9 protein-coding genes are annotated in these 14,004 nt (G+C 43.8%); 7 read left to right on the top strand and 2 right to left on the bottom strand.

The window, feature by feature from the left end:
- Positions 1–191: 191 nt before the first annotated feature.
- The gene (locus tag dnm_RS20120; protein ID WP_207678696.1) at positions 192–2,345 is read left to right on the top strand and encodes a DUF1156 domain-containing protein; all 2,154 of its coding nucleotides are present in this window, start codon (positions 192–194) and stop codon (positions 2,343–2,345) included.
- Positions 2,346–2,408: 63 nt separating this feature from the next.
- Positions 2,409–3,179 (top strand): tetratricopeptide repeat protein, encoded by a 771-nt coding sequence (locus dnm_RS20115; protein WP_207678695.1) that lies wholly within the window; start codon positions 2,409–2,411, stop codon positions 3,177–3,179.
- A 528-nt stretch (positions 3,180–3,707) separates the two neighbouring features.
- Here the strand turns inward: dnm_RS20115 and dnm_RS20110 are convergent.
- Entirely contained in the window at positions 3,708–5,216 is a 1,509-nt protein-coding gene (locus dnm_RS20110) for a class I adenylate-forming enzyme family protein (RefSeq protein ID WP_207678694.1), read from the bottom strand.
- A 21-nt stretch (positions 5,217–5,237) separates the two neighbouring features.
- Positions 5,238–6,344, bottom strand: a complete 1,107-nt coding sequence (locus dnm_RS20105; protein ID WP_207678693.1) for an ABC transporter substrate-binding protein — start codon at positions 6,342–6,344, stop codon at positions 5,238–5,240.
- Between the two features lie 257 nt (positions 6,345–6,601).
- Between dnm_RS20105 and dnm_RS20100 the strand changes: the two genes are divergently transcribed.
- From dnm_RS20100 to dnm_RS20080, 5 genes are all read left to right on the top strand, one after another.
- Positions 6,602–8,428, top strand: coding sequence for an ATP-binding protein (locus dnm_RS20100; protein ID WP_207678692.1), 1,827 nt, complete (start codon positions 6,602–6,604; stop codon positions 8,426–8,428).
- 31 nt (positions 8,429–8,459) lie between these two features.
- Entirely contained in the window at positions 8,460–9,854 is a 1,395-nt protein-coding gene (locus dnm_RS20095; RefSeq protein ID WP_207678691.1) for a sigma-54-dependent transcriptional regulator, read from the top strand.
- A gap of 407 nt (positions 9,855–10,261) precedes the next feature.
- A complete protein-coding gene (locus dnm_RS20090; protein WP_207678690.1) occupies positions 10,262–10,771 on the top strand; it encodes a hypothetical protein in 510 nt (169 codons plus the stop codon).
- A gap of 105 nt (positions 10,772–10,876) precedes the next feature.
- Positions 10,877–11,542, top strand: coding sequence for a response regulator (locus tag dnm_RS20085; RefSeq protein ID WP_207678689.1), 666 nt, complete (start codon positions 10,877–10,879; stop codon positions 11,540–11,542).
- Between the two features lie 1,000 nt (positions 11,543–12,542).
- Positions 12,543–13,862 carry a transposase gene (locus dnm_RS20080; protein ID WP_207678688.1) on the top strand — a complete coding sequence of 440 codons (1,320 nt, stop codon included), beginning with the start codon at positions 12,543–12,545 and terminating at the stop codon, positions 13,860–13,862.
- Positions 13,863–14,004 lie beyond the last annotated feature (142 nt).

Here is a 14,004-nt window from a genome sequence, read left to right as displayed (position 1 = left end):
TTGTGACATTCGCTGTCTGTCCGTGTTCTCTCCGGTTAAAAAAAGTTGCATGTGGGTGGAAGTGTCTATTTTTATAAGCCAGACAAAATACCTGTCAGAAGAGATATATTCAAAGCTTGCAAAGAACGTAAACCAAAGGAACGTGTTGCATCAATGCCTAAGCTTGTGCCATAATCATCAGACAGTGCGGAATGACAAAATATATAGAAAAAGATTTCCCAATAGGTATTTTCAGCCAATTGGCTGAAAGAGAATCGTGGAGAAAAGAGATTTACAGACCCCCATATTATATTCATAAATGGTGGGCCAAAAGACTGGGTTCAGTTTTTCGAGGTATTATTTTAGCAGCCTGCGAAAATGAAGATGCTGACATCCTAAAGGATTATTATTCAAAAAACTGCTTTTCAGATGTCACTGTTTTTGATTCTTTCATGGGAAGCGGCGTGACTGTGGGCGAAGCAGCCAAACTGGGATGTATGGTGATGGGCCAGGATATTAATCCGGTGTCAGCCATTATTGTTCAGGCCAGTTTGGAAAAATATGAGATAGCCGGCGTTGATAAGACATTTAAGACAATTGAAAGAAATATAAAAAAGAAAATCCGATCATTTTATAAAACCAGGTCTGAAAACGGAAATATCGCAGATGTGCTTTATTATTTCTGGGTGAAAACGCTCAACTGCCCGAATTGTGGTAAAGAGACAGATTTGTTTAAATCACGAATTTTTTCAAAAAATGCGATGCCTAAAAAAGACCCGTCTGCCAGAGCAATTTGCCCACAATGCCATAATATAAACCAGATATGCTATGACAATAAACAAACAACGTGTTCTGTTTGTAATACCACTTATAATCCTCAGAATGGAAATGTAAATGGCGCTCTGGTAACTTGCCCGCACTGTCTGTTTAAATTCAGGCTGACTGATTATTTGAAAAAAACAAATGAACCATCATATCATAAGCTTTACGCAAAACTCGTGTTATCAGATGATGGCACAAAAAAATATGAAATTCCTAATGATTATGATTTTAAAGTCTTAGATGATCTCCGATCAGAATTTGAATCTTTAAATAAAAAGATTCCGTTTATCCCAATAAAAGAAGGCTATAACACGAACCAGGTTCTGAAACATAACTACAAATTTTGGCATCAGATGTTTTCCCCGAGACAGTTAATCTCTGTGTATCATCTTTGCAATGAGATAAAAAAAATATCTGACTATCCCTTAAAACGCCTGTTTTCCTGCCTGTTATCAGGGGTATTGGAGTTTAATAATATGTTTTGCTCCTTCAAGGGCGAAGGTACCGGAGCGGTTCGTCATATGTTTTCACATCATATTCTCAGACCTGAAATGATGCCAATAGAGGCAAATATCTGGGGCACGCCAAAATCATCCGGCTCATTTTCCACATTATATAAAAGCAGGATTCTCAGAGCATTAAATTATAAATCAGATCCGTTTGAACTGAAATTAAAAGGTAACAAAGGCTTAAAAGTTCCAAATATTAACATACCGCTAAATTGCAACATTGTTGAGAGCTATTCTGATTTTAAAAAAAATGGCGCGTCTGTTTATATTTCTTACGGAGATTCTGCCCATACAGATATTGAGACAGGCTCTGTTGATTTGGTGATCACAGACCCGCCATTTTTTGATAATGTGCATTATTCTCAGTTAGCTGATTTTTTCTATTATTGGCTAAATCAGATGTTAGACATATCAGAAGATATTCGCACGACCCGGCATAAAGCCGAAGTTCAGGACACAGATTCAGATAAATTTTCTGAAAAACTCCGCGGGGTTTTCCTGGAATGTAACAGAGTTCTGAAAAATGAAGGACTTTTAATATTTACTTATCATCATTCCAAACCCGAAGGATGGATTTCTGTGTATAAAGCAATACGTCAGGCAGGTTTTACCTGCATACAATCTTTTCCCATTAAAGCTGAGATGTCCGTATCAATACCTATTCAACAGGCTAAAATTCCCATACATCTTGATCTTATTCTTGTGTGTGGAAAATCAGATTCCTCTGGTAAGATAGTTGATTATGACACAAAACATATCCTGCGAAAATCTGTTAAAAAAGCAAAAGGTCAGATCACAGAGTTAAACAAATGGGGAATAAATACTTCATCAGGTGATGCCAAAGTCGCAGTTATGGGGCGTGTTTTATGCGAACTGAGTCAGATGGCGGATATGGAAAAAGAGGTAAAAGTTTTACCCGACCTTGAAAATGAGGTGAGTTTGTTTGTTTCTGATTTGCGCAAATTACCCGCACAGAAAGTGAAATATCACCACAGATCAGAACCGGACCAATTAAAACTATTTGAATCAATTTAGAAATCATCTACTGAACCAGACTTTGAAAACCTTTATTTTTCAAAATTAGGGACCCGATAGGATATGAGAAAAAACCTGTTTTTTGGGACAGCACTTACACTGTTTATATTTTGCATTGTTTCATGTTCGGCAAATCTGGAAGTAAAAAAGAGACAGGAAGAAGCCTCAAGAGAACTGGGTGAGGCATACATGGCCCAGGGAAATTACACCGCGGCTCTCAGAGAATTCCTTAAAGCAGAAAAGTTTTATGGCGAAGACCGGCATCTTCACAATGATCTGGGGCTGACCTATATGGCAAAAGAAAAGCTGGAACTGGCAATCGGGCATTTTAAGAAAGCCATAGAATTAAGCCCTGATTATGGTCCTGCCAGAAATAATCTGGGAACAGCCTATCTTGCCAAAAAGGATTGGAATGCTGCCATTGTCACATTCAAAGCGCTCACTGAAGATATTCTCTATGCAACGCCTCATTATCCGCTTTCCAATCTGGGATGGGCCTATTATAATAAAAAAGAATATGAACTCGCGGAAACGTATTATAAAGAAAGCCTTAAAATAAAACCTGACTTTGTCATTGCGCTAAGGGGGCTTGGTCAGACCTACATTGCTATGGAAAAAATTCCGGAAGCTGTGGCAATCCTTAAAAAGGCCGTCAAAAATTCTCCAAGATTTCCCGAGATATATTTCGATCTCGCAGAGGCTTACACATTATCACATAAGTATAAAGAAGCAATTCACGCGTATCGCAAAGTAATTGAGCTTGATCCGGATGATCCCCTTGCGGACAAAGCCAAAAAAGAACTCCGAAAGATCGGAGGGTTCAGACAGTTATAACAATCGGATTCCCGGTCATGCCCCAAATCCGGACATTCTCCGATATTCACAATGTCAATTCAGGATATTACATGGTTTATATCCTGAACAGGCACAGGGCGGACCGGGGAGAAACCTCATACGCATCAGGCTAAGGATTTTTATGATTCCGGAACGCCCGAAAATAAAAGGTTTGCTTTTCGGCTGCCGCCCGGGCAGTTTCAATGAAATCAGAATGTCATATCCTTAGCCTGATGCTTATGGGGAGAAACCCGGCTTTTTCCGGCGGGGGAAAGCGCTCTGTCCCGAAAAAAAAGCCGGGTTTCTTTGTCGCATCGCGCACAGTCCGGAAACTTTTCGATCTGCTGATACTCAATAATCAAGTTTTTTTGTCATTCCTGCGAAAGCAGGAATCCACATATCCCGGAAACGCCGCATCTGCGTTTCTGTCATTCCTGCTTTCGCAAGAATAACAGGCTGTTTGTCTGAACCGGGTTAGAAAATCTGATCATCGAGTGATACGCACAATTTTAACGTGGGATTTGCTCATCAATTTTTCTGTGTTTCAGTTTTTGCCAAGTGTTTTTTTATCTCCCGCTTGAGAATTTTTCCGGTATTGCTTTTAGGCATTTCCTCCAATTCAATATAGGCTTTGGGAACCTTATATGATGCGAGCTGTTCCTTTAGAAATGTTTTAATTGCCTGCGGGTCAACCTTCTGCTTTTCTTTTGGCACAATCGTCGCCACCACCCGTTCTCCGTATTCTTTATCGGACAAACCCACCACCGCGCATTCCTGGACCTCTTCACGGGCATATAAAAGCTCTTCGATTTCCCTCGGATATACATTCTCACCGCCGGTGATAATCAGGTCTTTCAGCCGATCCACGATGTAGAGATACCCGTCATCATCCAGCAAACCGATATCGCCTGACTTGAACCACGGTCCCCAGAAAGATGCTGCGGTTTCTTCGGGTTTTCCAAGATAGCCTTTCATGATATTGGGGCCGCAAATGCAGATTTCCCCTTCCTGTCCGGTCGGCAGGATATTTCCGTCCAGGTCCCTGATTTGAACCTCCACAAGATTTGGCGGTGTTCCCACTGATCCCACCACATGACGGTAATAATGATTAAAAGTCACCATGGCCGCGCTTTCTGTCATGCCGTAAGCTTCATGAATATCCAGACCGGTCCGGCCTTTCCATGCCTTTACCAGTTCAGCCGCCATGGTGGCCGCGGCAGACATGCAATAACGCACAGAAGCAAATCTTTGTTCCAGATCATCCAACGCGAGCAGACGGATATAAACCGTGGGCACGCTGTAAACCTTTGTCGCGCCAAGATGCTCAACCGCATAAAGCAGTTTGTCCATGTCAAATGACGGCTGAACAATCAGCGTGCCGCCGCTGAATACCGTTGACCCCATGATATGAACCTGGGCAAACACATGGTTCAGAGGCAGAAAGCAGAGGGCACGGTCTGTATGAACAGAGCGCTCGCTGAACGCCACATTATGTACTGAGGTCTGAAGGTTTTCATGGCTCAGAAGCACGCCTTTGGATGTGCCGGTGGTTCCGCCGGTATAAAGCACGGCCGCGGTATCTTTCCGGTCCCGGTCAATGGTTTTAAAATTCGAATGTCCTTTGCCAAGGAGACCCTCAAAAGTGTTTTCCTCGCTTTTGGACACGATGAATCTGAGATAATCCCGATCCCGTATCTCTTCCAAGTCTTCTAATTTTTCATCCCAGGTAAATATGATTTTTGGCTGGCAGTCATCTATGATGGGATGAAGTTCCTGCTTTTTCAGAAGGCTGGCAACGGTAACGGCAACAGCTCCGGCCTTGATGACACCAAAATAAAAAGCCAGCCATGCGTAGGAATTGGGCGCGCACAGGGCAACATGGTCTCCGGGTCTGATGCCTGCTTGTGTGAGCGCCGCGGCAATGCGGCCGGATTCCTGATCAAATTGTTTATAGGTAATATTCCGCTCCCCTTCCACAACCGCCACAGCGTCTGGAAAAAAGATCGCGGTTCTTGTAAGAATATTTGCGATATTCACAGTAAAACTCCTTTTCAATTTTTAGCCAAGTCTTATTTTTCTCATCCTCCGAACAGAAAACGGGGTATTGCTGTCGAGATGGGAGGGATAAAAGTGATGACAAAGAGCATCACAACACAGATGGCGAGCATTGGCAGAATCGCTCTTGCCACAAAGGTAAAATCCTTTCCGGTAATGACGGAAGCTGTAAGCTTCGTAAAAATCCGTGGCAGGCATATATTTTGCCGAAGGCACATTGCCTATTTCAAAAACAACATTCAGCGTACCGGCAATCTTACCGTCAAAGCTTTGCCATGCTCCGGGAGAATTCATCATCGGAAGATAACCACATAAAAATGCGGGGACCTGCATCGTATGCCATTGTCTGACCAAAGTGGCGCTCCCGCGCGTATCGAATATAGTCAGCAAAATCTGTGCGCCTCTGTCACTGGCTTTTTTCAGACCGGCCGTGAAATCTGAGCTTCCACGGGGATAATTATCCATGCCCACTATTTTCCAGCCTGCTTTGGCGAAAAATAATTTGATCATCAGAGAAACGGTGGTACGGGCCCAGGCCGCATCCTGACTCATAATATAAACTTTGTCGAATCCGAATTTTTTATTCATGAATTTCATGGTGCTGATGAGATATTCCACTAAATATTTGGAGTTAAGACACAGCCTGAAAATGTATTTATATTTGGGATATCTCATAATTTTGGCTTCGGGAGTGGGCGACAGGGCAATGGTCTCCAGCATCGGCACTTTGTATTTTGCGATGACATCCATACCAGTCAGAAAGACTTCGGATCGGAAAGGACCCACCACGATTGCATGGACTTTTTTCTCAACAATGATTTTTTCCAAATCCTGAAGTGCGTCCGACACCGAACCGTCCGAAAAATCACCTCGAAGACTGACCGATTCGATGCTGAGAGGTATCTTTTTCCCGCAGACATTCACCCCGCCTTTGGTGTTGATCTCATCTGCTGCCAGCAAAACAGCGTTGAGGCTTTCCCTGCCTTCGGGTGCGCTCAGAGAAGTGGCCACCCCGATGATGATTTTTTCCTGGGCCGCCACATTACAGACTGAACAGAAGGCCAGCAGAAGCCCTGAAAAAATCAAAAACTGCCAACTTACTTTTATCATTTTTTTTCTTTTCTTAATTTTCATGTTTCCTTTGTGAGGGCAGGGTTATCCCTTTTTGCAGGACGGGGTTTGCAACCCTGTCCGGAATATTTTCGGATATCCGCAGATAAACATCTCGTCTTGCCCCGATTTTTATATAAACATACCCTTTTGGATCTGTTACAAAATATTTCCGATCTACTGATACCATACAACATTCCAATTTCCAAACAAAGAGCGTCTTGAAATATTTTTTTTAAATTGATATACAACGACGCATGAAAATCCGTTTTTCAATATCCTTGAAACTTCTTGTGTTTATTCTTCCGCTGGTCTGTGCGCCGATTGCGGCTGTGGGATATTTTTCCATCCGTGCATCTGCGGACCGGGTGGATCACCTTGTGAGCCGTGAGCAAATGGTTCAGGCAAAAGCAACAGCCAATGAGATCAATGATATTTTTTATTATTGCCGTATGGATCTGAAGACCATTGCGAGCCTGCCGGTCTTGGAAGAATACCACATTGCACGCACTTTCCGGCTGAACGCGGAAGCAGAGTTCAACTATGATAATGCGGTCCGTCTGTTCAGGGATTTCATTGACAGAACACCTTATTATTTTCAAATCCGTTATGTGGACGAACAGGGCTTGGAACAGATAAAAGTTCGTAAAAACAGCGTATTAAACAAATTCTCAAATCAGAGCGATCAGAAATTTTTTACCGAAACACGCAGACTCGGACCTGATGGCATTTATATTTCCGAAATTGTCCGGCCGGACTTCCGGAAAGGTTTTATTATTCGCTGGGCAAAGGCAATCTTCAGCGGTCAGGGTGAATTTATCGGCATTGTCGTTATTGATCTTGATTATCAGAATATATTGGAAATTGTAAAAAACATCCGTATCGGAGAGCAGGGATATGCCTTTCTGGTGGATCACTCGGGGAGAAATATCACTCATCCCCGTTTTGAGCCTTACACCCATGATTTGAAAAGTTCCCCTGATCTAAGTTTTAAGGAACTGATATTGAAAATGATGTCAGGCGCGAGCGACAGAAAGCTCTATTTCTTTGAAGAGAAAAACAGAGTGGCGGCCTTTGCACCGATTCCTGTCATGGGCTGGTCCTTGGCAGTGACAATTTCCATTGACGAATTCAGAAAAGAGGCCCGGGCCATTCAGACCCGTGTCATCCAGGTGGTGGCGCTGACATTGATATTTACGGTGATATGCGTCAGTCTCATCTCCTATTATCTGTTGCGGCCAGTACGCAGTCTTGTCACGGCAACCCATCGCATTGCCCGGGGGAATCTCACGCAGGAGATACCTGTGCGGACCCGCGACGAGCTGGGGGATCTGACACGGTCTTTTAACCGAATGACACAGAACCTCACCCGCATACACAACGAACTGGTTCGCTCAGAAAAATTCGTGGCATTGGGAAGGCTTTCAGCAGGCGTTGCCCATGAAATCAGAAATCCCCTGAACGCCATGAAAGGCGCGGTCGTTTATCTGCGACGCCGGCGTTCTGATGACCTGCTTATCACTGAGTATTCGGATCTGATTATGGAAGAAATTGACCGGCTGAACGAGTTTGTGAACGAGTTTCTTTATTTTGCCCGGCAATCCTCGCCGAAACCTGTGCCTGCTGATCTGAACAAACTGGTGCTTTCCAATCAGAATCTTTTTGAAAAACAGGCTGAGGAAAAGGGGATTTGTTTTCATAACCGCCTAGCGGATGATCTTCCCGTGATGCAGATTGATCCCCACCAGATTCAGCAGGTGCTGGTCAATATTATAATCAATGCCATTGATGCCATGCCCGAAGGCGGAGAAATCATCTTTTCTTCCATGCTTGTGAAAAATGAAGCATCATCCGAGCGGGTCAGACTTACGATTGAAGACAGCGGCATCGGCATTCCGAAAAATCATTTGCAGAATATTTTTGATCCGTTTTTCAGCACAAAAGAAACCGGAAGCGGTCTCGGACTTCCGCTAAGTCTGGGCATCATGGAAAATCATGGCGGAACCATAAGCATTTCGAGCGAACAAGGCCGCGGGGTTTTGGTGAGCCTTGAATGGCCTTTAGCCAATCATCCGGAGTGCTGAAATGCAATTTTAGCACAGTTATCGGAGGAACATGAACTTGGAAGTAAAGAAAAAAATATTGGTGGTTGATGACCGCATCAACAGCCTGAAGGTAGTGACAGCCATCCTGAGCGATGAGGGCTATGAAGTGCTGAAAGCGGCTGACGGGACAGAAGCCCTGAAAATATACGACTCCCATGAAGATATTGACCTTGTGCTGTCAGACCTGAAGATGCCCGGAACGGACGGCTTGCAGCTTTATCACAAAATAACTGCTATTCGGGAAGCGCCGCCGTTTATTATTATGACTGCTTACGGAACCGTCAAATCCGCTGTGGAGGCTTTGAAAGAAGGGGTGACGAATTATCTTATCAAACCGCTTGATTATGAGGAACTGACCATTATTTTAAATAAAGCGATCCATGAATATGAAATTTCCCGGGAACTCCGTAATCTTAAAAAGCAGGTCAGAAGCGAATATGTTTTTCATAACATCATCGGTACCAGTCGGAAGATGAGAGCTATCTTTGATATGGTCCGCACCGTGGGGCCTACGGACGCGTCGGTGATGATATATGGGGAAACCGGAACCGGCAAGGAGCTTTTAGCGCGTTCCCTGCACATGGAAAGCAGCCGGAAAAAAGCCGAAATGGTCTGCATCAACTCTGCCGCACTGACCGAAAACCTTTTGGAAGCTGAATTGTTCGGACATGTAAAAGGGGCGTTCACCGGCGCGGGCGAAGGAAGAAAAGGGCGTCTGGAATTAGCGGATCAGGGAACACTTTTCCTTGATGAAATCGGCTATATGAGTCTCAGACTTCAGGCAAAGCTGCTCCGCTTTTTGCAGGAAAAGACATTTGAGCCGGTAGGAGCCACAAGTTCCCGCCAGGTGGATGTCCGGGTCATTGCTGCCACAAATTTTGATCTTCAGGAGGAAATCCGCAAAAACCGCTTTCTCAGTGATCTTTTATATCGCATCGAAGTGATTCCGATCCGGGTTCCGGCGTTGCGTGACCGCCGGGAGGATATTCCCCTGTTGGTCAGTCATTTTGTCAGACACTATGCCGTACAATACGAAAAAGTCGTTGACGGTGTCACGCCGGAGACAATGGATATACTGACCCGTTACAACTGGCCCGGGAATGTGCGGGAATTGAAAAATTGTCTGGCAAGAGCAGTGCTTCTCTCCAAAGGTCCCAGGCTGATGCCGGATGAGTTGTCAGAAGGCATTGTGTCCGGTGCCGGACCTTCTGTCAGAAACGCGGGTAAAGAACTTCTTACGGAACTGCCTGAAAAGGGCATCACACTTAGGGACATGGAAAGCGAACTCATCAGAAAGACGCTGGAAAAATGCAATGGTAACAAAAGTCTTGCCTCCCAATGTCTCGGCATTTCCAGAAAAACACTTTATGAAAAAATTGGGCGTTACGGGATTTCTAAATTTTAGGTTTTAATTCCTGACTGCCATGAAAAAACTCTGAAAATTTTATGTCTGCGTTGAGAACGCGAAGTCATAATCTTCGTGACTCGTTCCCAAGCCCCCTCCTGTAAAAAAATAATATCCGCATACGTTCCCATCTGCCGTGTAATTATGGTGATTCGCCCTTGATTCAAAGGAGGGGATTTCTACCGCCAAAGTAGGATATCGCTACCTCTGAATACTCTTCTCACCCCATTGATTTCTTTATTATTTTACTTTAAATAAGTAAATAAAGTCTTAGCGGAAAGTTCTTCGCTCACAATTAAGAATAATAATGCTTTTTCATGTTTTATCCGTGACTGCGGAGCATGATGATTTATAAAATAAATTAATGAGATATACACGGCAGACCAGGAAAAGGGAGGTGAAATAATATGGATTGGAAGGACCTTGGAACACGAATTGTTCAAAACGGAGCGCCATTGCTCGGGGGAGTTCTGGGATGTCCCAGAGGCGTTGCGCTTGGCAGGCTTGTGGCTCCAATGTTCGGGGCTGATCCGGATGAACCGGATGATATCGCAGAGAGGATGGCTGCTGATCCGGATGCTTATACCAAGTTGAGCAAGTTCCAATTGGAACACCATAGTGAGCTGGAAAAACTGATTCTGACAGATATGCAGGCTTCCTGGCAGCGTGAGACAGAATCACCATTGGCAAAGGATCAGATAAGATGGCCTATGTACACGCTGGCCACTATAATCGTGATCGGTTTTTTAGCTCTTATGGGCTTTCTGATGAAAATTGAGATTCCCGAAGGAAGCAAAGAAGCTGCCTACCTGCTCTTCGGAACCCTTTCTGCCAGCTTCGGTGCCGTGGTAAATTTTTTTTTCGGTTCATCCAAGGGCAGTTCTGACAAAAATTCTATTATCCGAGGAAAAAAATAATTCATATTGCAAAGCTGAAATCTGAACTGCAAGATAAAAATGAAATTAAATTTTCGGGAATGCGGGAACAGGGTGTTTCCGTGTATGTTTTAAGAGGAATAACAAATGCGCAAAATCAGAGTGTTAGTAGCGGACGACCACGCTATCGTGCGGAACGGGTTACAGAAACTTTTGGATGAACAGCCGGATATGGAGGTGGTAGGCGAAGCCATAGACGGTATGCAGACAGTGAAAAAAGTGAAATCGCTTCGTCCTGATGTCGCGCTTGTTGATATTGCCATGCCCAAGTTAAGTGGTTTGGAAGCAACAAATCTGATTAAGGAAGCAGTGCCGGAAGTTCAGATTGTCATACTTTCCATGCATGAAAAAGATGCCTATGTGGACCGGGCCTTGTCTTACGGGGCACTGGGATATGTACTCAAGGCATCGCCCACGTCTGATGTGCTTGAAGCCATTCGTGCGGTGCATCGGGGCAGATATTTTCTAAGTTCCAAAGTCAATGCACAGATCATTGACACTTATTTGAAAAACCGGAAAGAAAAAGAAGAGATCAGTGGCTACAATCTTCTTTCTGACCGGGAGCAGCAGGTGTTCCGGCTGCTGGCCGAAGGGAGAGACACCGGTGAGGCCGCGGCAATCCTTTTTATAAGCCTGAAGACTGTAAAAAAACATCGTGCCAATATTATGAAAAAGCTGAATATTCATAACATGGTTGAACTGGTGAAATACGCCGTAAAAATCGGAATTATCGGTCCTGAGCTATGGGAATAGAGATATTCCGCATCAGAGATTATCCATGGAACAGAACAATCGTACCAGATAAACATTATTTCATTGAGTTATTTATTTTTTTCTAATAAGTGAAACGAGATATTAAAGAGTAATAAGCAAATCTTTCACATTTTCCTCCCTAAATTTCTTCTTGACTATCTGTAAAAAACAAGTCATTTTCAAAATGATTGCAGTTTTTCATAAATTCGGAGTGTAAAAATAAAGCGAAGCAGTTTTTTGTACCGGATATTTAGGCGATTTCCGGAGAAGAACATGCCAGGCTTTTTCAGTTCTTAGTTCCGCCGTTCTTAGTTCATTTTTGGAAATCACCTTAATGAATTGCGACAGGATGCAAAAAACCGCTTCGCTTTATTTTTGCACTCCGGAGAAGAACATACCAGGCTTTTTCAGTTCGTAGTTCATTTTTGGAAATCGCCTTAATGAATTACGACAGGATGCAAAAAACCGCTTCGCTTTATTTTTGCACTCCGGAGAAGAACATGCCAGGCTTTTTCAGTTCGTAGTTCATTTTTGGAAATCGCCTTAATGAATTACGACAGGATGCAAAAAACCGCTTCGCTTTATTTTTGCACTCCGGAGAAGAACATGCCAGGCTTTTTCAGTTCTTAGTTCCGCCGTTCTTAGTTCATTTTTGGAAATCACCTTAATGAATTGCGACAGGATGCAAAAAACCGCTTCGCTTTATTTTTGCACTCCGGAGAAGAACATACAGGCTTTTTCAGTTTTTCAGTTCTTAGTTCATTCTTGGAAATTACCTTAATGAATTGCGACAGGATGGATGCAAAAAATCGCTTCGTTTTATTTTTGCACTCCGGAAAAGATTTTCGATACTTATTTTAATTGATAATTAGTATCTGCTGAATTTCTCTTTTCTCTTGCTTTTCCATAGTGTTATATGATATTTTTTAATCTTCGCCCTGAGAGGCTCCGAGAGTCTTATCCGTAATTTATGACAAAATTGTAACACGGAGGCAATAAAATGATTGAAAAAAAATTTGAGGAAGCTTTCACTCCGGAATGGGTAAAAAAGAATATAACCGATCTGACCAATGAACTTGTCATTCTGCGAAAGGTTATTCCGTGGCAGAAAATTATAAACAGGCTGACCCGGTTTTATGACAGCGGCAGGGGCTGTGTCGGTATTTCCCTCCGGACGGTCATCGGCCTGTTTGTTGTTGCGAGGCTCCGGCTGCTCAGTGACAGGGGGGGTGTCAGCCAGGTCAGGGAAAACCGTTATATTCAGTATTTCTGCAATGTCCCTGATGAAAAACTGAAAACTTTCATACATGACAGCGGTCTTTGCAAAACACGGCGGCGGCCCGGAGAGGAGGGAATTGCCGTTATCGAATCGGAAATATTCGATATGCTGCGTCTTGCCGGTGTCATAAAAGGCGACTGTATGCTGACAGATTCGACAGTTCTGCCTGCCGATATAATTTACCCCACGGATATCGGACTGATTTTTAAAGCATTCGGGAAGATGAGACATTTTGCCGAAACTCACGGCATTCCCCTGTGGTGGGATGACAGGGAAATAAAGGAGCTTTGGCGTGAATATAATCTGAATAGGAATAAAAATGAGATTCCGGCATATTTCTTTGAATTTGCGCTGATTTTCGTCAGCGCTCTCCGTACGTTCGGGGACAGGGTCGGAAATCTTACGGCTTCGGGCGGCGAAAAAGAAAAAGCCCTGCGGCTGCTCGCGCTCCTGACACTGCTTAACGAACAGAACGAACAGAAAATTGCCGGAGAGAGGCATATAAAAAATCGGACAGTTTCCCTTGACGAGCCCGAGGCCCGTCCGATAAAAAAAGGAAAAAAACATCCTGACTGCGAATTCGGAACAACTCTTCAGATGTCGTTCAATCGTCAGGGATTTATGGTCACGGTGGAAAATTTCATCGGAAAACCTGATGACAGCACTCTCTGGCCCGCGACATCCGAACTCTTTATAAAAAGGATGGGAGAGATTCCCGAATTCGCAATCGGAGATCAGGGATACCGGAGCGTCGCAAATCTGAGCATACCCGGAGGAACAGAGCATATTTTTCTCGGCAGAAGCTCCGATGTTGCCGAAGAAAAAAAGGATTTTTGCCGGAAAGCCCGTTCCGCCACGGAAGGATTCATCGCCGTTGCAAAAAATATCAGGGGCTTCGGCCGCAGTCTTTACCGGGGCTTCGGCGGAGACCGGATATGGTCTCTTCTGTGTCAGACCGCCTGCAATCTTAAAAAATTCCTTCAGCTTTATTTCACTGATGAAATAGGAGATGAGAGCCTTAAAACGCTCGGTCTTGCATGATTTCATATTTTTTTTCGGAAAGCTGTCTTTTATTCCGCTCCGGAATCCGCTATTCCGGGGAAGGGATATCCCTGTCCGAAAAATCGGATTTGCGGCATGTTTTTTCGAAAATTTTGTAAAAACCATTAAAAAAACCTCTGGC

The sequence above is a fragment of the Desulfonema magnum genome (assembly GCF_017377395.1).
In the GTDB taxonomy this organism is placed as follows: domain Bacteria; phylum Desulfobacterota; class Desulfobacteria; order Desulfobacterales; family 4be13; genus Desulfonema_C; species Desulfonema_C magnum.
The sequence above is the reverse complement of the archived record's forward strand: the minus strand, read 5'-3'. Positions and strand labels throughout refer to the sequence as shown.